The following is an 18,134-nucleotide window of genomic DNA, read 5'->3' on the forward strand; positions in this document are numbered from 1 at the left end:
GTATCCTCTGTAACCCTTCATCCGTGTGAGCTGATTGGGAGTGTGGTAGTACTCTATAAAGAATTATTATTAGAAAATAACATTTTGAGGAATGTGAAAAATGCCATATACAAATAATAAGACGGATTATTTAAATTGGAAGGAGCAGCTTTTATGAAAAAATTGTTATGGATGGGATTTATTTTGTTATTTTCGCTAAACATGCTGGTTGACCCAAGTAGTACTCGTGCTCAAACACAAGAACATCGTGTTAGTCAATCTCAGGTAAAGTTTGAAAATGAATTCAGAAGTCTTTGGATGGATCATGTATTGTGGACAAGCAATTATATTACAAGTGCAACAACAGCAGGATCAGAAGACCAAAAACAGGTGTTGGCAAGGTTATTAAAAAATCAAGAAGATATCGGGAATGCTGTAAAGCCGATATACGGAGAGAAAGCTGGGAATAAACTTACGGATTTGCTCAAGGAACATATTGTGATTGCTGGCAAGATTGTAGATGCGGCTAAAACGGGAAAGAAAGCCTTGGTGAATCAATTAAACAAAGAATGGTATAGAAATGCTGATGATATAGCAGCGTTCCTTAGCCAGGCCAACCCTTATTTAAAAAATGAAGATTTGAAAAAATTACTGTATATGCATCTAAAATTAGTGACAAATGATTTATCTGCAAGCTTAGAAAAAGATTGGGAGGCAAGAATCGTTGCAATTGATGAAGGAGTCTCACATATTATCTTAATGGCAGATACTATATCTGCGGGAGTTGTGAAGCAGTTTCCAAAGAAATTTAATAAATAATTTTAATAAATAATTTTAATAATATCCAGTATTATTTGAAATTCCTTCATAAAACACTGCACCTGTAAGGGCTCTTTTACTTGATGACTCTAAGAAACCTTATGTTTACTAAAAAGGTAAACGTAGATATTCTGCATAAAGCGTCATAACCAAAGGTTTATTAAATTTAAACACTGGGTATTATCAAATCAAGACGATGTGTTAAGAGTACCGCCCGTGCCTAGGGTGTGTCCTTCTCTATTCTATAAAAAATGGCGCCTAAAACGGCGTCATTTTTTATTTGGAAACAAGTTTACGGATTTTAGTGCGAAGATTGTATTTATATGAAAAAAGTATATAGATTCCTATCTAATAGAATGTATTTTTACGCCACTATTCAAAATTTTTTTGAGTGAACTTCCTTTTCTTTAGGAAAGACCGGTTCCATTGTGCTCTCTCATCTAATTTAGGTTCATATTTATGAATACAATGCCCTTAATAATTGTGTGAACAGTGGCTAATACTCGACTTCTATCATTTCCATGTTTAGAAGATCACTTATAAATATTTTGAAGGTTTTGCACCAGAACCTCATTATGATGTATATAGTCATACCCTTATTACATTTTAATGGAATGAGTGATGATAAAGAAAGTTAAAAAGATCAAATTAATTTAAGTTTAAGATGTCTCTATTGGGATAATATAATAAATAGGCTAGATTTAATGATAATCTGGTTTATTTTCTATATTTTAGGAGGTAACAAAAAATGGAACACGGTAAAGTGAAATGGTTTAATGCTGACAAAGGTTTTGGATTTATTGAGCGCGAAGGTGGAGAAGATGTATTTGTTCACTTCTCAGCTATTCAAGGTGAAGGTTTTAAATCCTTGGATGAAGGTCAAGAAGTGACTTTTGATATCGAACAGGGACAACGTGGACCACAAGCGACAAACGTAAATAAAGCATAAGAAACCATACTAAAAAACAGACTCTATTTTCAGAGTCTGTTTTTACTTAAAAAGATTTTTATATCAACACTTATTCATCAATAATTATAGTTCACGTTTTTTTAACTCTTCTTCAAAGAAAAAGGTACTTGGGTATTTGTCGACTGTATAAGAGTATCTTTTCATGTTTTTTACATAATGACTTTTTAAGATTGTCACTAATTCATTTGATACTCTTATATTTACTATTTCTCCATTACTAAATATTTTCTCACTCATAGCCCTTATCCTTTCTCGCATCAAAAATAATCAGGGATTATTTTCTATATGTTTTTTTACGGCCTACTGTTTCTTTTCTCCCTCTATTTCTCTTACGCTCTGTTTTTGCCTTTTTATTACGAAGTGGTGCCACTTCAGTCAATTGGACAGAGGTCATATTTGATTCTTTTGTTAAGAGCTTTAAAGTGGCTGACAGTAAAGAAACAGAATCCACTTCTTCTAATAGCTTTTCCGCCATTGGCTTATATTCCACAAACTCCCCTTTGTCGATAGCGGTCAAAACCTGGTGAATGATTGCTTCCTGATGCCCTGCCATTACCTCACTAGAAGTAGGAGGTGATTGTCTAGACATTTTGGTTTTCGTGACATCTTCAATCACTTTTAAATGATTACGTTCTCTTGGAGTTATAAAGGTAACTGCCAATCCCTTAGTACCTGCCCGTCCTGTTCGGCCAATACGATGAACATAGCTTTCAGGGTCCTGAGGAATATCAAAATTATAGACATGGCTAACACCTGTAATATCAAGTCCTCTTGCTGCAACGTCGGTTGCAACCATAATCTCAATCGTATGATTCTTGAATTGACGAATTACATCGGCACGTTTGGATTGTGTAAGATCTCCATGAATGCCTTCTGCTGCATACCCACGCTTTTTTAGTCCTTCAGCAAGTTCATCCACACGTTTTTTTGTGCGTCCAAACACAATAGCAAGGTCTGGTGATTGAAGGTCTACGAGATTACAAAGAACATCAAATTTTCGATTCTCCGGAATTTCCATATATTGCTGCTCAATGTTCTTTACCGTTAACTCCTTCGCTTTTACTTTTACGAGTTCAGGATCGTTCATAAATTTCTGGGCTAGACTTTGTACTTGCTTCGACATAGTTGCTGAAAATAGTAAAGTTTGATGGGGAGAAGAGATGCCACCAAGAATCGATTGGATATCTTCAATAAAGCCCATATTTAACATCTCATCTGCTTCATCCAGAACAGCTGTACGAATATGATTTAAACGAATGGTTCTTCGCTTCATATGGTCCTTAAGGCGTCCTGGGGTTGCCGAGATAATATGCGGTCTGTTTTTAAGGGCTTTAATCTGACGATTAATATCCTGGCCTCCATAAATGGGTAGCGTTTTAACTCCTTTTACCTGTCCAATTCGATTTAACTCCTCTGCTACTTGAATAGCCAGTTCACGTGTCGGCGCTAAGACTATTCCCTGAATCCCTTCTTCACCAAGCTCAACCCGCTCTATAAGGGGAATGCCAAAAGCTGTTGTCTTTCCAGTACCGGTTTGAGCTTGTCCAATTAGATCTTTACCCGCCATAGCTATCGGAATAGCTTCAGCCTGAATCGGCGTAGCCTCTTCAAAACCCAAGTTATGAACTGCCTTTTCAATGCCCTTGCTTAAATTAAAATCAGAAAATTTTTTCATTTTTTCGTGCTCCTTCTCTTACTTAAATTCAGAAATGAGAAAAGTACTCTTTAACGAAAGATATTATTTATTCATTTCTGCGTAATGGAAATCCGTGTTATTATTCACGAACATCTTATTTTAGCGTATCTATACAAGGCGAATTCATGCCTTATTTTATCCGCGTTTCCGTGTATTTATAAATTTTTATAGGATCTATAAAGTGTGGTTTAATTTAGAAAGATATGGTTCTCACTATTTTTTTTAAAAAAGGTATACTATTTAGGAGGAGGGATGATGTAGTTATGTATTATAACCATAGGAAAAAAAATCAAGAGCCCTTACCTAAAGAACAAATAGAGATTTGGGAATGTGAATCAGAAGAATGTAATGGTTGGATGAGAAAAAATTTCTCTTATCAAAAACAGCAAAAGTGTCCTTTATGTGGCCATAAAATGAGAACAGGAGAACGGCTTTTAGATGCGTCTCCTAATCCCCATCAAAAATAATTCATGTCCGTCTGTTGTATAAATCTATAAAAAAATTACGGCACTTCTTTAACTGAAAGTAAACTTCTTACCAAACAAACATGCCATATTTGCTTTGTATTTCTAGTGTATGGTTAACTAGTTCATACCTTGTACCCTACGTATGACCCAGAAACCAGACTTAAAACGCTGGTTTTTCTATTATAAGGAGATTTTAAAATGAGATATAATATGTCTTTTGCTAGCTAGTGAAATCAAAAGTAAAAAAAGACTCCTAGGTGGAGTCTTTTTTACTCATTTTAATTATGCTACTTTATGAACGTTAGCAGCTTGTGCTCCACGTTGGCCTTGTTCGATATCAAACGTCACTTTTTGACCTTCTTCTAGCGATTTAAAGCCTTCACCTTGAATAGAGCTGAAATGTACGAATACATCGTCTCCGCCTTCAATTTCGATAAAGCCGAAGCCTTTGTCTGCATTAAACCATTTCACTGTACCTTGTTCCATAATAGTGCCTCCTGGTGTGGAATAGTCCACGCTTGTATTACTACCCTTGTCCAACCATACTATCTTAAGATGAAAATTTCTATGGAAGAGATTTCTCTTCTCTCAATCCTACACCGAACAAAAATAATTAACCTAAGCGTAACACACAGAACCGAAGATAGCAAATACAGAAAAATAGATAAAATTTTAAAATGGAAATATATGTATCGAATTAAGAACTAATTTAAGGTTTACTAGCAGTACATAAATTCAATGGACTTTCACCATTTTTGCACCTCTGTAGATTACTTACAAAATAATAAGCGCATTAAGAAACCTGCTGTTTTTGTGTATATGAAATTTTTCATAAAATTGATATCTTGGGCATAATACAGGATAGACACTTGGTAGAGGGGGGATTGTGTGAGACTGAAGGATGGAAACTTTTATACAGATAGTAGAACCAATAAGGTATATAGATTAAATGAAGATAACAAAGGAAGTTGGTACCTGAGTACTCATGATGATGAAGATAATAATCAAATGTCAAGAACTTCAGGGCGTAACATGATGAAAATGTTAAAGAGTTTTTATAACAAAGTGAACGACAGTTGAAAATTTACAGCTCTGGAAAACAGCATAAAAAATATAAAGCTAGCTTAACACAGCTAGCTTTATTTCTAATTTATAGAGCTAGTTATCATAATGTTTTTTGGGGATTAAGCAACAATACTAACAAAAAATTTTTAGCCTTGCCATTGGGAATCACCTATTATTTAATTTCGATTGCAGAAGCCTTGTTGTCCCAATCGGATGCCATAATACCATTTCTATATTGTTTTTTGAAAAATCATCTATAATTGATATTGTTTTAATCTCATATTGAGATATATAATAAAAACAAGAAAAAGAAAACGCTTTCTATATTTAAATACATTGTTACTTCTCAAACTATAAGGAGGATTTAAAATGAGCCAAGTGGAAAGAAATTCTAAAGTGCAGAAATTAGTTGAGTATCAAAAATTCAATGAAGAAGAAGTTTCGAAGATGACAGATCCGCAGGTTGAATATTATCACTGGCTCTATTTTGATGATTCCGCTTATGATTATATGTAACTCAATTATAAAATAAGAAAAAAGCACAAACACGTTTGGTTCCAACGTGTTTGTGCTTTTTTCGTTTCTTTAATTATGCGATTACTCGTTTTTAACACCATTTCCTGTGACAACAAAGTGAGGGCTGCCTTCCTTCCGGTTGAAAAGTCTCCAGAACTCACTATATTCATCGTCTTCTGACGTATTCGGAAACACCTCTAATAAATAACCTTGAGATAAAAAGATCTTTAGCCCTCCTACTTCGTCCGAGTCAACTCTTTCTACAATCGTGTGTTCGTTTATATCTTCTATAATCGATTCAATTCGTTCGCTGATTTTCCCCTTCTCTTACTTCGCTGATTGTCTTTATAAATTCACGCTCAGTTACTCCTAGATAGGAGTCGGAGCGACGAACATACACAATCCTGAGGTTTCTGTAAGGTTCAGGTATTGAAAAGAGTTGTACTAACCCTTCCCTCTCATATCTCTCCGCTAATGACCGGGCTATAAGTGTCACACCCAGACCAGAAACTACTGTCCCCATAATCGTTTCAAGTGTAGCAAATTCCATAATTTTTGGTGATATTATTTGTTCGTCTTTTAACCACTGCTGTAGTCTTTCTCTATATTGGCAGCCTTCATTAAATAAAATGAATGGTAAGTGTAGTAACTCTTTGGCAGACTGAATCTGCTTCTTCCCTTTTTCATTTGCACTGCATACAAGTACAATTTCTTCATCAAAAGCCGGAATTTGATCAAGCGTTGACACATTTACTGGTTCTGCTACAAATGCCCCGTCTAACTGAAACTTAAGAACTTTCTCTATTAATTGTGTACTTACTCCTGATACTAAAGAAATATCCACATTTTTGTGCTTATTATGATAGGAAGAAATGATTTCAGGAAACCCTACTACCGTTTCAACTAACCCAATACATAATGATCCAACAAGGTTACGCTCATCTTGAAATGCTTTCTGTATTTCCTCCATCAGCCGCATCATTTGTTCTCCATATGTTAAAAGTTTTCGACCTTCTACATTTAATGTCATTCCTCGTCTGTGACGATGAAACAATGGGTGTCCAATTTTTTGTTCAAGAGACCGAATACGTGCTGTTACATTTGGTTGGACATAGCCTAGCTTATCAGCGGCAAGGCTTACACTGCCGTATTCTGCTACAGCCATAAATATGCGTATATCTTCTACTTCCATAAACATCCTCCTTTCCACTTACATTCATTTAGGTATTAATAATAGTGATATCTACAATCATTTATCATTATTTTACAAGGTATCAAGCTCTAGATAAAATAATGACATCTGAGTGCTACTGCAATTATTTAGTAGCAATTACGTAAAGTTCTTAAAATGAGGTGACTGAAAGGAGGAAATCTGATTGTTTTATTTACTATTGTTTCTTGCCATCATCTTGGAGGTAATCGCAGTATTTTTTCTTAATCTTACAAATGGATTCACAAACTTTGTTCCTACTGTTTTCGCCATACTATTTTATTGTTCTTCAATTGCTGCTTATATGCTACTTAACGCCAAAGGTGAAGTAGGAGTAGCAAGTGCTTTGTATGCAGGAGGAGCAACCGTACTTGTTGTTGTCACAGGTATTATCTTTTTTGATGAAACTATTTCCTTATCTAAAATTTTAGGTGTTTCTCTTATTATAATCGGTGCAGTTTCTCTTAACATTAAAGGGAGCTCTAAAGAAAGAAGGACAGCGTAATGGGATACGTATTTTTAACGATTGGCTTAGTTTTAGGCATTGCAGGGCAAATGTGTGTAAAACTATCTAAAGGCTTTAGACAAACTGTTCCCACGATAGGCGCATTTCTACTCTTCATTGCTTGTATTTATTTTATTTCTCTAACGACACACTATTTTGAAATGGGAATCGTTTTTGCTATATGGGCAGGGCTGACGATTGTTAGTACAACTCTGTTAGGTATTTATATATTTAAGGAATCAAAAAACAAAAGAAAGATTATCTCGGTTACTCTTATTATTACAGGTGTTATTATACTGAAAGCTTTCTAATAAAAAATAAGATAAATAAGGCCCTTACTTAACTTATAAGTAAGGGCACCAATGCAACACGGTCCATCTCTTCTTCTAATTCATGTATTCGTTTTGATAATACACTTTTCAATTTCACAGCCTCTGCTAGAGAAATTTTAGACATAGATCAAAGCTCCTTTATTCATAAACTTAATTTTTACTATTTTATTGTTGTAATACCTTCTCATAATAAGGAGGTGTTGTGCCACTTCCGCCATACCCTGAGACACTGCTGCGATCTACTTTATAAGACATTACATAGTGTCCTTTTCGTTTCCCTTTGGTCCAGTTTTCTTCAAAGGTCACAAGGTATAACTCTTTATTTAATTTTTTAGCACGAGTTTTTCTTTCGATTTGATACCCTCCAAAAGTTCCTTTCCATGTTCCAACTTTAGCAGGAAATAAATCAATATCTGTTCCTTCACCAGTTGTTGCAAACTCTATGGCATCTTCTTTGGTAAATGGCGGAAGACTAGGTGATATCGCTTCTAATATACTCCAACTGAGAAGTAAAAGAATAAGAGGTATAATTAGCAATACTTTTGTACTTTTTTCCCTGTCAATTCTTCTTTCTACCCACCAATCTATACATGCATATAACATAGCAGCTGCCATCCCGTAATAAGCCAAATATGTATCTTGAAAAAACAAACCGTTAATTAAGCCTAATATGCCTTGGAAGAAGACAAATAGCCACCTCATGTTGGGAAGCCATTTCTTTCGAATAGCGTCCAGTATAACTGAGACAAAATTTCCGTATACAGCAATAACTGCACCTACATAAAAAAGATATACAAGGAACCACCCTGCCATGTCATTTCCAGTATGATACGATAGTTCTTCTCCATCAGTTAGCTGTTGAACCAGACCTGTTATTGCCAAAAGGTAAGCTAAAATAAAGCTTATAGAAAGAGTTGTTATCGTCTTTCTCAAAATCACATAATCTTTTTCACTTTCCATAAAGGGTACCTTTTTCTATTTATTTCTATATATTTTATATTAAACCATATTTCGTCATTTAAAGGTGACTTACAAACAAAAAATTGTGATTGATACTATTTATTTTAGTGGCTTTGTTATAGTAAAACGTTAATTACAGAAGTACATATATTAAACTGATTTGTGTTAAACTGTTACAAGCTTAATACCTTGAAAAAGAAAGGCCGGAAAAAACATGACACAAACGAATACAGCATTTCGTGATGCGCTTATCAAATCACTGCGAGGTGAAAGAGGTCATCTTCCGACGATTAACGCAATAACTGATATTAATATGAAGCTTGCTTCACATAAACAAGAGGAATTACCTTATTCTATTTATCAATTAGTGAAGCATATGAGCTATTGGCAAGACTTTTTACTTGCCCTTGCTAAAGGAGAAAACCCCGAAAAACCGAAAAGTGCGAGTGAAAGCTGGCCCGAACATCCAGCTCCGTCTGATGAGGAAGAATGGAAAAAGACGATCCAGCATTTTTGTGATGGAATTGACGAAGCTTGTCACTTAGCTGATACATTAGCAATTGAAGAACCTCTGGATGCTTGGCCAAGTGAGACCCCAGGGGGATTACTGCGTAATATTGCTTCTCACAACAGCTATCATCTAGGTGAAATTGTCATTATGAGAAGATTAAACGGAGCATGGCCACCGCCAACAGGAGGCTTTCCTGCTTAATAAAAACCGATTGAGCTCCAATGATTGGCAGAAACAAAGCCCTAACAATCGTCGATTAGACACTTTTAGGGCTTTATTTTAGTTATGTGCTATTACCTTTTGTTTTATATATAAATCAATTGATTACTGAATTCGATTTTCAGTACTCCAAAAATATTTGTCTTCGTGCAATTAGTTACCTATAAGAATAATGTGTCGGACGAAACAAGTCTTCTTCTGCATTTCTGACAATTGAAAAGTGTCCAATATTGCAATGACCATGTAGACTTTCACCACAATGATGCTTTATAATTTGTTACGTACTTAAACCTGTTGCGGTTCGCTGTTGAATACCCACCCCATTGACCATAGCTGTTTTGACTGCACTATTTATAGAATGTTGTGTCTAAATTTATGATAAGCTCAGTGAGCAACTTAACGAATGTTCTTTGCCCCTTGGTCTTTTAACTAGTTCTCCTCCACAGTTAGGACAAATATACATCTCGCTTTCACTACATTTATCACAAAATGTACATTCATGTGTACAGATATAAGCAACAGAGCTATTATGGAGTTTCTTATTGCACTTTTCGCATGTATTTCTCATTTCTAAAGCCATTAAATCCCTCCTTTTGATATAATTAAATTGTATTCTATAAATTTCTATTTTTACATATGTTTCTTATTGTATTACTAAGTAATAACTTTAATATTGACGGAAAACCTATTATTTTAATTTATAATTTAAAGCGGGGTATGTTTTATGGATGAAATTGATAAAAATATATTACTACATCTACAAGAGAATGCTCGTTTGTCCGTTACACAGTTGGGAAAGCTGGTTGGTTTATCTACCCCTGCTGTTAATGAAAGAGTAAAAAAACTTGAAGAAAAAAATATAATAGATGGATATAGAGCAATAATTAATCCTGAAAATTTTAACAAACCTGTAACTGCTTTTATTTTATACAGCAATACAAACTGCAGACAATTTGTAGAATATTGCAAAGAACACCCTGAAGTTATCGAATGTCATCGTCTGGCAGGTCAATACAACTACTTAGTAAAAGTTTTAACTAATTCCGTTCAATCTCTTGAAACATTCATTGATGAATCTATGGCTTTTGGGCAGCCATCTACATTGATTAAACTTTCCTCATCAGTTGTTTATAAAGCAATAAAGTAGATTAATAATCTACTCTTTTTTATTACTGAATCTATTCAAGGTAATTCTATTATAAGAAGAACATGTTCTGCTAGCTGGTCACCTTTTTAACTGACCAGCTAGCAGAATTAGAAGTGCATAGAATTTACAATTGCAGTTATCATACTGTCTGTTCTCGGCAGGTATTTTTCTATACGTTCATATGTTACAATAGAGAAAGAACATAAATTAAAATTATATGGTCTCTTTGTACCCTGAGTTTCCTTATAATGGGAAGAGGTACTTTTATGAATATACTTGAAATAAAAAAAACGCTTTATACTCTTGTTCAATATGAGGATAGTGCTATTACTCATACCATTCCTCAAGTACTGGAACTGTCGTATTGTAAAACATCTAAGATTTTTCAAATCACTACACTTACGGATCAAAAAACCTTAAATTATAACGATTATGATATAGATAACGCTTCTGAAGCTTTATACAAGATCTTAAACTGAAGAAAGCGATTCAATGATTCTTCTATCTTTTATTTAACAAACGTGCGATTGCACAATATGTTATTTTAAACCAAAGAAACTCCTGGTATATGTTCAGGAGTTTCTTTGGTTTTTCTAATGTATACAAGATACAAATCTAATTTAAAAAACCATCTAAAAATATTTAAAACAGCACGAAACCGGAAAGACGACGCCACTATTTCTTTAATCAGAAACTTCCTCTAAAAAGGTTAGCACCATCTAAAGATTCATATCATATGTATCTTTAAAAACGTAAAAGTGGCTTTAGTTATTTTCATTTTACAGATTATTTACTAGAAGTAATTCCTAAAAAATGAAGTGCATTTTTTACAGTAGCCATTGTCCGGGTAGAATCTAAATTAATACCTAGCTGTACAGCAGAGCGAGATAATTCTGGCCTTAATCCTGTTAAGATACATTGCACTCCAAGTAGTGACATAACGCTATTAATTTTAAAAAGATGCTCCGTTACAATTGAATTCAATGTATAAATACCGGAAAAATCTATAATTAAACAATTTACATTTTGCGTCTGCACTTTTACTGGAACGGCCATTAAAAGTTGGTTTGCTCTTTCCTCATCTATGGATCCTACTAAGGGAAGTACAGCGATTCCCTCTAAAAGAGGAACAAGGGTTGTAGACAGTTCATTTATTTGCTTTATTATTTCTTTTTGTCTTGTTTCACTCTCTTTTTTTACCGTAATATCTCTCACATAGGTTTGGATTACTTTTTTATCCCCCAGCAGCAAGGGATGACAATATAATTCAACATTAACAGTTGTCCCGTCCAATCTAAATATGGTTTCCTCAATGAGCTCTGCTGGGCGTTCATAAGCAGATTGGATTCTTTTCCTTATTGCTGCTTTAGATGTTTCTTGAAATATATCTAAGGGACTTGCACCTATAATATCTTCCCTTTTTCCTCTAAAAAAATGTTCAGCTGCGTGGTTAACATATATAATCTTATGATTTGAATGAATAATGAGTGGATCTAACGCATATTCAATGACTTCCTGATAATCAATACCCGAAATGTTTTCATTCATAATTTTCACTCCTTAATATGAAGGTTAGACTACTATTTCAAATTTATCAAGGGTTCAATTGCTTGTTTAAGATCTTAAAAAACGATAATAAAATTTCTTTTGAAGTTATAAATAAGAAATAGTAAGAAAATAGAAGATTAAAAGATCGTCTGTCCTTTACAGAACAAAAATAAAAACAGCCCTTAGAAATGAATTCAAGGGCCCTCTCTGCATTTATTTAAATCATACTTTCTCACGAGTTAAATCATGGTGTAAGGCTGTATCAGAAACTGTAGGATTAGGATAATTTATTTTCACTTCAAACGGGAATTCTTTTTGATGACGAAATATATTAATTCTTCTTTTAGATCATTTACAGAGTTTTATCTTTTCCTCTTTTCCCCTTTACCCTATTCTCATTTGAATGAATCGTTTGATCTCTATTTCTTTTTCTTCTACTAAGAAAATAGATAATAAAACCTACTAAAACTAATAAAGTAATTAGAAGGATACTTGTAGGAAAGTATAACGTCCCTATGTGGATACCAAAAAATTGAATCATTATCCTTTCACCGACACATTGTTTAGCTTCTTCTTGGGTTAAGCCTAACGAGGCCATTTTAGAATGAAGTTCATCTTCACGAGAAAATAACTTATTAACTGCAGATTCAAAAACTCCTTGTGCAGAAGCTCGATATTCTTTTGTATTTGTTGTATTTGTTAAATATTCCGAGCGCTCTTTATTATAGGTCAATAAATAAATTTCACTTTTACTAAACCCGTTGGCAAAAAACTCTTCAATAAACTTATTTGCCTGACCACTATTTTCTGCTACTTTAATTTCCTTCACTATTTTCTCCTCCTCTATCCCCATAGAATATGTCGTTCTACTAATAGGTGTATCCTTCAGCAGCCAATTAAAACCAATTTATTCGGATATGGGATAAAAGACTATAAAATATCATCTGAATATTGTATAAAATGGGGTAAATTATCTACTTCTAAGAGAATAAAATATAGACTTCTTTTCCTTTGTAGAAATATCGAAAGAGAACTTTTTATGTAACCTTGAAAAAATTCCCCCTCTATTGTCAGAGGGGGAATTTTAGTTAACCTTTCGCTAAATCTAACGCTTTATCTGCCTTTTTTAAATCGTGATTTACTTGTTCTTCTACATCATAGGCATGATACATTTCATTATCAATCATATATTGGGCAATCTTTTCATGAAGCTCGATGGCTTTATCTAATTGCTTTTTTAATACCTTTCGAACTTCAGGCGTCGCCGTTTCTGTAAGCGCTACCGCGTATGTTCGTACACCATTCTTAGCTGATAATAATAAATCAGTCGCGATAGCAAGATCATCTAACGTTTTAGTAAGAGTACTTTTAGTGGCCATTTTTCTACCCCTCCTATTTATTGAGCTTTCTTTAAGATTTTTTTCAATTCTTTAATCGCTTCAGTAGATGTTTGAACATCTTCTTCAAGAATCTTTTTTAAATCCTCATCCTCTATCAATTCCAACATAGCTGTTCCTTTTGTTACACATGATGTTTTAAGCGTTAAGATTTCATGAACTTCTAGCGTTTCGTGCATAGCTAGTCCCTTTGCCATGTTTGCATCCTCCTTGTCATTTTTTTGACTTGTGAATTATATTCCCAAACCATTTCCATTTAAACAAGTATTGATTATTTTTTTGAAATTTCAGAAAGAGAAACAGGAATATTAAAACTAACAAAAATAATAAATAAAATAATCCGGTTCGCTTGCGCAATAGTTTCAATTAAAAAGTGCGTTAACCCGGCTTGGATTAACGCACTTGATCGTTACGCTTGAAATAACAAAACTCACTTTTCTATAGAATCTAAACATCCTTTTAAATGCTGAAATGAGGATCCATTTGGACGGAAAGAGTAAGGGTGATTGGTAAATTCAGGGTGCGTATTACACTCGATTACCTTCTAGGCCGATGATTTTTCTGATGACTTATTGCCCGGTGCAAACCAACCTAATAGAGCAATACCAACTAATACTCCATAGAAAATTAGAGTCCAGATAGTGCTATGAGGAAAATGAGGATCTAAGACACCAATATCTTTATGCGCAAAAGTAATAACAGCAAGTTTCACCCCTACCCAGGCAACAATGGCGTATGCTGTCGTTTCTAGAGCAGGTCGCTTTTCAAGGAGTTTTACAAACCAGGTCGCTGCAAACTTGATTAAGATAAGACCTGCAATCCCTCCAAGAACTACAACTGCAAACTGCCCTCCGTCCATACCGCCGATTTCTCCAAACTGTGAATCCGGAAGTCCGAGAGCTATAGCAACCGCAGCTAAAATAGAATCAATGGCAAAAGCTAGATCGGCTAACGCAATTTTACCCACCGTCGGCCAGAACCCTTTTCCAGCAGACTCCTTTTCATCATCATTATGAATATTCTCATTGTGTTTCCCAAGCCGTGCCTTAATGACATGCTTTAAACCTAAATACAGAAGATAAGCTGCTCCTATCGCCTGTATCCACCAGACGTTGGCGATAAATGAAATGGCAAAAAGAGCTCCAAATCGAAAAATAAATGCCATAAGAATTCCGTAATTAATCGCTCTTTTCTTCTGATCCTCGGGTAAATGTTTAGCTATAACTGCTAGTACAAGAGCATTATCAGCTGATAATAATCCTTCTAACCCGATTAGAATCAATAATGCCCATACGTATTCGAGCCAAATAGATTCCATCCATTTTCTCCTTTCCAAAATGTAAGCTGTTATACTAAAGGTTTTGTTTACAATAGAATAACCATATATGCTACAGTAAACTCTAAAAGATAAGATTTTTATTTTTTTAACACTAATCAACAATTGAACATCTCTTAAGATAAACATAAACACGAGTTCCAGTATGTCAGTAAATAGTTTATGTCAACATACTTACATAGGTTAGAAAGTCACCCTATTATTGTTATGCCCTTCCCCTTTTCTCAAGAAGTACCTGTGAACAATAAAAAAAACCGGCTGTAACATATTAACCAATATGTTACAGCCGGTTTTTATAGTGGAATAAGAAAATTAATTAGGACTAATCCCTACCCAAAAAAGATCCACTAGAGCCTGAGCCGTTTTTTCAGGGCCTCCTAATTCTGTAATTAATTCTTTTTTGTTCCGAATCATTGTTACCGTGGAAAATGTATGCGCAAGCAATCTGGGACTTGCTACGACGATTTCTCCGCTGTTTGCAGCTTGCTTGAATACGTTCTCTAATGCCTCATGTATCGCTTTCTCCGCTTCACGAATTTCATGAATATGACCTTCTGTAAGCGAAGAAGTCGCTTCTTGCAATAATGTTTCAAAATCAATATGCGGTCTTTTTAAATGATCCAAGGTTACCTCATATAATCTGTGTTTCAGCCCTTGGGAGTTTTGTAATAATTTCTCTGTCTGTTTTGTGATACGTTGGAACATACTTGATACCGAAACGGTAAACAAAGTTGCCTTATTTTTAAAATAGTAGTAAACGCTGGCCTTGGTCACATCGCTTGCTTCAGCCACTTGCTCCATTGAAACTTTTTCGTATCCATATGCCATAAAGAGATGGGCAGCTGTTTTTAAAATTTGCTCTCTTGTTATATTATTTTCAGTTGTTATTTTAGGTCTGCCAGGCTTTTTTTTCGGCGTCTGATTCGTATTCATAAGGGCCCTCCTTCTAGTTCAAGAAATTGGCACATTTAAACTAGTTGATTAATTAACCTTCTGGTATATATAATTATTGAAGGTTCTATATATATTGTAATAGAAACAAACAGATTTGGAAATGAGGGAGAATTAATGAAAGAATCACCTTTAGCAACATTCAGCCGATTGATGACTGGAAAAGTGAGTCGTTGGGTTGTTATTGCCGTATGGATTCTGGCAACTGCAGTTCTAACAATTGCTTGGCCTGCCGTTAATAAAACGGAAGTGAACAATGCACCAAACTTAAGTGAGAATTCACCTTCTTTAGAGGCTGAAAATCTCATAAAGAAAGAATTCCCTAACTCTTCAGGGGTTCCTGCCCTGCTTACATGGCATAAAGATTCAGGTTTGAATACCGATGACTTAAAATCTATTCAGCAAGTGGCGGCAGATTTAGAAAAGAAACCGTTAGAAGAACAAACGTCTACCCCGCCTTTGCACAAATTACCGTTAGCAGCTTTACAAAATATGATTTCGAAGGACGGTACAACGCTTGTACAGCCCATTTTCTTTAAAGAAAACGTTGAAACGGATGTACTAGAAAAAAATCTAGACACGATTAAAAAACAAGTAAAAGAACAGGTTTCATATGATTCTTTTGCTACAGATATCGATGCAAAAGATAAGCTAAGCACGCGCGTTACCGGACCTGTAGGAATTCAAGTAGATGCAACCAGCTTATTTGAAGGAGCAGACGTTTCCTTACTAATCGCGACAGTTTTATTAGTCTTAATTTTACTTCTTGTAATTTATCGTTCCCCAATTTTAGCGATTATTCCTTTAATCGGTGTAGGTTTTGCCTATGGGGTTCTGAGTCCGATTCTCGGTATTTTGGCAGATAAAGAATGGATTACGGTTGACTCGCAGTCCATATCCATTATGACGGTCTTGTTATTTGGAGCAGGAACAGACTATTGTTTATTTTTAATTTCTCATTATCGGGATGAGCTTCGCAAAGTAAAAGATAAGAGACAAGCACTTATTAACGCCTTTAAAGGTGCTTCAGGTGCTATAGCTATGAGTGGATTTACAGTTGTCATCTCTCTTCTGGCCTTGATTGTAGCAAAATACGGTGCTTACCACCGTTTTGCAATCCCTTTTAGCTTATCTATTCTAGTTATGGGATTAGCAAGTTTAACACTTATTCCCGCCCTGCTTTCGGTTATGGGAAGAGGTTCTTTTTATCCTTTCGTTCCTCGTACTCCTGAAATGGAAGAGGAATTGGCGAAAAAGAAAGGAAAACCGGTGCGTGACCGAAAAGAGAAAAACCGTTTCGGGAATTGGATTGGTAATGTGGTTACGACTAAACCATGGACAATCATTGTAGCTTGTCTAGTCTTTTTTGGAGCTTTGTCCATTTACTCAAGTCAAATCAAGTACACATATGATTTATTGTCTTCTTTCCCTGAAGATATGCCTTCTCGTGAAGGATTTACCATTATCTCTGATGCTTACTCTCCTGGTGAACTAGCACCGGCACAAGTAGTCATTGATACGGAAGGAAAATCGGTTGACCTTGAAAAAGCATTAAAGAAAAATCACCTTATTAGTACCGTTTCTGCACCTCAAAGTGGTACAAATAATGAGGATTTAAAAGTATATGACGTCACGTTTAATGTGAATCCATATAGTATAGAAGCAATGAAAGCTATTCCAGACTTGAGAGATGCAGCTGAAAAGGCACTGTCACAGTCCGGAGTTTTCGCAGTCAAATCCAAAGTATGGATCGGCGGTCAAACAGCTACACAGTATGACACGATGACCACGAGTGATAAAGACGACAGTATCATTGTCCCATTAATTATTATTTTTATATCGCTCCTGCTATTAGCTTACTTGCGTTCCATTGTAGCCATGCTTTACTTGGTTGGAACGGTTATCTTGTCCTACAGTGCAGCCTTAGGATTAGGCTGGCTCATTATTCACAACATCATGGGGACAGATGCTATCCAAGGAGCGATTCCTTTATACGCATTTGTATTTTTAGTGGCGCTTGGTGAGGATTATAATATCTTTATGATCTCAAGCATCTGGCAGAAAAAGAAGCATATGCCATTAGAGCAAGCAATTAAAGAAGGCATAAGCGAAACAAGCGGTGTTATTACATCAGCTGGAATCATTTTAGCTGCTACCTTCGCGGTTCTAGCAACACTGCCTATTCAAGTTCTGGTTCAGTTCGGAATTATCACAGCTTTAGGTGTTTTGTTAGATACATTTATTGTGCGACCATTCCTTGTACCTGCGATTACTACGGTTTTAGGAAAATTTGCTTTCTGGCCAGGTAAAGTTGAAATGGCACCAGAAAAAGAGCAGTAAATATTAAAGCCAAGAAAAAAGCAAAGAGAATATTCTCTTTGCTTTTTTCTTGATCAATTAAATTTTATGATAAAGGACAAGAGAAATAATTTACCATTAAAAACATGCAGCTTTCTACACTTCTTTTAATATAGCCCTCACTTAAAGTGTTAATCTTTACTTGTAT

Annotated in this window: 21 protein-coding genes; 10 read left to right on the forward strand and 11 right to left on the reverse strand. The window is 35.0% G+C overall.

The window, feature by feature from the left end:
• Positions 1 to 153 precede the first annotated feature (153 nt).
• Positions 154 to 798 carry a glycosyl transferase gene (locus tag LAV82_RS06425; RefSeq protein WP_029324389.1) on the forward strand — a complete coding sequence of 215 codons (645 nt, stop codon included), beginning with the start codon at positions 154 to 156 and terminating at the stop codon, positions 796 to 798.
• Between the two features lie 748 nt (positions 799 to 1,546).
• On the forward strand, positions 1,547 to 1,747 hold the full coding sequence (locus tag LAV82_RS06430) for a cold-shock protein (protein ID WP_013056409.1): 201 nt from the start codon (positions 1,547 to 1,549) through the stop codon (positions 1,745 to 1,747).
• A gap of 295 nt (positions 1,748 to 2,042) precedes the next feature.
• Here the strand turns inward: LAV82_RS06430 and cshA are convergent, their stop codons facing one another.
• Positions 2,043 to 3,443 (reverse strand): degradosome RNA helicase CshA, encoded by a 1,401-nt coding sequence (cshA, locus tag LAV82_RS06435; RefSeq protein WP_211079850.1) that lies wholly within the window; start codon positions 3,441 to 3,443, stop codon positions 2,043 to 2,045.
• Between the two features lie 284 nt (positions 3,444 to 3,727).
• On the opposite strand from cshA, the gene LAV82_RS06440 reads away from it, so the two are divergent.
• Complete coding sequence (locus LAV82_RS06440; RefSeq protein ID WP_013056406.1) at positions 3,728 to 3,931, forward strand: cold-shock protein; 204 nt, start codon at positions 3,728 to 3,730, stop codon at positions 3,929 to 3,931.
• A 282-nt stretch (positions 3,932 to 4,213) separates the two neighbouring features.
• On the opposite strand, the gene LAV82_RS06445 is transcribed toward LAV82_RS06440, so the two are convergent.
• On the reverse strand, positions 4,214 to 4,417 hold the full coding sequence (locus tag LAV82_RS06445) for a cold-shock protein (protein ID WP_013056405.1): 204 nt from the start codon (positions 4,415 to 4,417) through the stop codon (positions 4,214 to 4,216).
• 948 nt (positions 4,418 to 5,365) lie between these two features.
• On the opposite strand from LAV82_RS06445, the gene LAV82_RS06450 reads away from it, so the two are divergent.
• Positions 5,366 to 5,512 (forward strand): BH0509 family protein, encoded by a 147-nt coding sequence (locus LAV82_RS06450; RefSeq protein WP_013056404.1) that lies wholly within the window; start codon positions 5,366 to 5,368, stop codon positions 5,510 to 5,512.
• A gap of 298 nt (positions 5,513 to 5,810) precedes the next feature.
• On the opposite strand, the gene LAV82_RS06455 is transcribed toward LAV82_RS06450, so the two are convergent.
• Positions 5,811 to 6,704 carry a LysR family transcriptional regulator gene (locus tag LAV82_RS06455; RefSeq protein WP_499715751.1) on the reverse strand — a complete coding sequence of 298 codons (894 nt, stop codon included), beginning with the start codon at positions 6,702 to 6,704 and terminating at the stop codon, positions 5,811 to 5,813.
• 184 nt (positions 6,705 to 6,888) lie between these two features.
• Here LAV82_RS06455 and LAV82_RS06460 point away from each other — a divergent pair, with 184 nt between their 5' ends.
• On the forward strand, positions 6,889 to 7,227 hold the full coding sequence (locus LAV82_RS06460) for a DMT family transporter (protein ID WP_013056402.1): 339 nt from the start codon (positions 6,889 to 6,891) through the stop codon (positions 7,225 to 7,227).
• Positions 7,227 to 7,538, forward strand: a complete 312-nt coding sequence (locus tag LAV82_RS06465; RefSeq protein WP_013056401.1) for a DMT family transporter — start codon at positions 7,227 to 7,229, stop codon at positions 7,536 to 7,538. Before LAV82_RS06460 ends, LAV82_RS06465 begins: the two co-directional genes overlap by 1 nt.
• A gap of 186 nt (positions 7,539 to 7,724) precedes the next feature.
• On the opposite strand, the gene LAV82_RS06470 is transcribed toward LAV82_RS06465, so the two are convergent.
• Entirely contained in the window at positions 7,725 to 8,519 is a 795-nt protein-coding gene (locus LAV82_RS06470; protein ID WP_499715752.1) for a hypothetical protein, read from the reverse strand.
• 214 nt (positions 8,520 to 8,733) lie between these two features.
• Here LAV82_RS06470 and LAV82_RS06475 point away from each other — a divergent pair, with 214 nt between their 5' ends.
• Complete coding sequence (locus LAV82_RS06475) at positions 8,734 to 9,231, forward strand: DinB family protein (RefSeq protein WP_499715753.1); 498 nt, start codon at positions 8,734 to 8,736, stop codon at positions 9,229 to 9,231.
• A 391-nt stretch (positions 9,232 to 9,622) separates the two neighbouring features.
• On the opposite strand, the gene LAV82_RS06480 is transcribed toward LAV82_RS06475, so the two are convergent.
• The gene (locus tag LAV82_RS06480; RefSeq protein ID WP_080781682.1) at positions 9,623 to 9,829 is read right to left on the reverse strand and encodes a DUF1272 domain-containing protein; all 207 of its coding nucleotides are present in this window, start codon (positions 9,827 to 9,829) and stop codon (positions 9,623 to 9,625) included.
• Between the two features lie 144 nt (positions 9,830 to 9,973).
• On the opposite strand from LAV82_RS06480, the gene LAV82_RS06485 reads away from it, so the two are divergent.
• Both LAV82_RS06485 and LAV82_RS06490 read left to right on the forward strand, forming a co-directional pair.
• Positions 9,974 to 10,396 carry an Lrp/AsnC family transcriptional regulator gene (locus LAV82_RS06485; protein ID WP_499715754.1) on the forward strand — a complete coding sequence of 141 codons (423 nt, stop codon included), beginning with the start codon at positions 9,974 to 9,976 and terminating at the stop codon, positions 10,394 to 10,396.
• Positions 10,397 to 10,662: 266 nt separating this feature from the next.
• Complete coding sequence (locus tag LAV82_RS06490) at positions 10,663 to 10,875, forward strand: hypothetical protein (protein WP_029324376.1); 213 nt, start codon at positions 10,663 to 10,665, stop codon at positions 10,873 to 10,875.
• 307 nt (positions 10,876 to 11,182) lie between these two features.
• On the opposite strand, the gene LAV82_RS06495 is transcribed toward LAV82_RS06490, so the two are convergent.
• The 6 genes from LAV82_RS06495 to LAV82_RS06520 all read right to left on the reverse strand — a co-directional run bounded on the left by LAV82_RS06495 (position 11,183) and on the right by LAV82_RS06520 (position 15,610).
• Entirely contained in the window at positions 11,183 to 11,944 is a 762-nt protein-coding gene (locus LAV82_RS06495) for a PAS domain S-box protein (protein WP_013056396.1), read from the reverse strand.
• 352 nt (positions 11,945 to 12,296) lie between these two features.
• Positions 12,297 to 12,773 carry a YflT domain-containing protein gene (locus LAV82_RS06500; RefSeq protein ID WP_499715755.1) on the reverse strand — a complete coding sequence of 159 codons (477 nt, stop codon included), beginning with the start codon at positions 12,771 to 12,773 and terminating at the stop codon, positions 12,297 to 12,299.
• Positions 12,774 to 13,032: 259 nt separating this feature from the next.
• Complete coding sequence (locus LAV82_RS06505) at positions 13,033 to 13,323, reverse strand: spore coat protein (RefSeq protein WP_013056394.1); 291 nt, start codon at positions 13,321 to 13,323, stop codon at positions 13,033 to 13,035.
• A gap of 17 nt (positions 13,324 to 13,340) precedes the next feature.
• On the reverse strand, positions 13,341 to 13,538 hold the full coding sequence (locus LAV82_RS06510; protein ID WP_499715756.1) for a spore coat protein: 198 nt from the start codon (positions 13,536 to 13,538) through the stop codon (positions 13,341 to 13,343).
• A gap of 347 nt (positions 13,539 to 13,885) precedes the next feature.
• The gene (locus LAV82_RS06515) at positions 13,886 to 14,659 is read right to left on the reverse strand and encodes a TerC family protein (protein ID WP_063671183.1); all 774 of its coding nucleotides are present in this window, start codon (positions 14,657 to 14,659) and stop codon (positions 13,886 to 13,888) included.
• A gap of 330 nt (positions 14,660 to 14,989) precedes the next feature.
• On the reverse strand, positions 14,990 to 15,610 hold the full coding sequence (locus LAV82_RS06520) for a TetR/AcrR family transcriptional regulator (protein ID WP_211079841.1): 621 nt from the start codon (positions 15,608 to 15,610) through the stop codon (positions 14,990 to 14,992).
• Positions 15,611 to 15,745: 135 nt separating this feature from the next.
• On the opposite strand from LAV82_RS06520, the gene LAV82_RS06525 reads away from it, so the two are divergent.
• Positions 15,746 to 17,968 (forward strand): MMPL family transporter, encoded by a 2,223-nt coding sequence (locus tag LAV82_RS06525; protein ID WP_499715757.1) that lies wholly within the window; start codon positions 15,746 to 15,748, stop codon positions 17,966 to 17,968.
• Positions 17,969 to 18,134 lie beyond the last annotated feature (166 nt).

The sequence above is a fragment of the Bacillus sp. ILBB4 genome, assembly GCF_035064545.1.
GTDB lineage: Bacteria > Bacillota > Bacilli > Bacillales > Bacillaceae_H > Priestia.

What these genes read in the sequence shown, in the direction of transcription:
- LAV82_RS06425 (WP_029324389.1), top strand. Translation starts at nt 154, where the DNA reads ATGAAAAAATTGTTATGGATGGGATTTATTTTGTTATTTTCGCTAAAC.
- LAV82_RS06430 (WP_013056409.1), top strand. Translation starts at nt 1,547, where the DNA reads ATGGAACACGGTAAAGTGAAATGGTTTAATGCTGACAAAGGTTTTGGA.
- cshA (WP_211079850.1), bottom strand. Translation starts at nt 3,443, where the DNA reads ATGAAAAAATTTTCTGATTTTAATTTAAGCAAGGGCATTGAAAAGGCA.
- LAV82_RS06440 (WP_013056406.1), top strand. Translation starts at nt 3,728, where the DNA reads ATGTATTATAACCATAGGAAAAAAAATCAAGAGCCCTTACCTAAAGAA.
- LAV82_RS06445 (WP_013056405.1), bottom strand. Translation starts at nt 4,417, where the DNA reads ATGGAACAAGGTACAGTGAAATGGTTTAATGCAGACAAAGGCTTCGGC.
- LAV82_RS06450 (WP_013056404.1), top strand. Translation starts at nt 5,366, where the DNA reads ATGAGCCAAGTGGAAAGAAATTCTAAAGTGCAGAAATTAGTTGAGTAT.
- LAV82_RS06455 (WP_499715751.1), bottom strand. Translation starts at nt 6,704, where the DNA reads ATGGAAGTAGAAGATATACGCATATTTATGGCTGTAGCAGAATACGGC.
- LAV82_RS06465 (WP_013056401.1), top strand. Translation starts at nt 7,227, where the DNA reads ATGGGATACGTATTTTTAACGATTGGCTTAGTTTTAGGCATTGCAGGG.
- LAV82_RS06470 (WP_499715752.1), bottom strand. Translation starts at nt 8,519, where the DNA reads ATGGAAAGTGAAAAAGATTATGTGATTTTGAGAAAGACGATAACAACT.
- LAV82_RS06475 (WP_499715753.1), top strand. Translation starts at nt 8,734, where the DNA reads ATGACACAAACGAATACAGCATTTCGTGATGCGCTTATCAAATCACTG.
- LAV82_RS06480 (WP_080781682.1), bottom strand. Translation starts at nt 9,829, where the DNA reads ATGGCTTTAGAAATGAGAAATACATGCGAAAAGTGCAATAAGAAACTC.
- LAV82_RS06485 (WP_499715754.1), top strand. Translation starts at nt 9,974, where the DNA reads ATGGATGAAATTGATAAAAATATATTACTACATCTACAAGAGAATGCT.
- LAV82_RS06490 (WP_029324376.1), top strand. Translation starts at nt 10,663, where the DNA reads ATGAATATACTTGAAATAAAAAAAACGCTTTATACTCTTGTTCAATAT.
- LAV82_RS06495 (WP_013056396.1), bottom strand. Translation starts at nt 11,944, where the DNA reads ATGAATGAAAACATTTCGGGTATTGATTATCAGGAAGTCATTGAATAT.
- LAV82_RS06505 (WP_013056394.1), bottom strand. Translation starts at nt 13,323, where the DNA reads ATGGCCACTAAAAGTACTCTTACTAAAACGTTAGATGATCTTGCTATC.
- LAV82_RS06510 (WP_499715756.1), bottom strand. Translation starts at nt 13,538, where the DNA reads ATGGCAAAGGGACTAGCTATGCACGAAACGCTAGAAGTTCATGAAATC.
- LAV82_RS06515 (WP_063671183.1), bottom strand. Translation starts at nt 14,659, where the DNA reads ATGGAATCTATTTGGCTCGAATACGTATGGGCATTATTGATTCTAATC.
- LAV82_RS06520 (WP_211079841.1), bottom strand. Translation starts at nt 15,610, where the DNA reads ATGAATACGAATCAGACGCCGAAAAAAAAGCCTGGCAGACCTAAAATA.
- LAV82_RS06525 (WP_499715757.1), top strand. Translation starts at nt 15,746, where the DNA reads ATGAAAGAATCACCTTTAGCAACATTCAGCCGATTGATGACTGGAAAA.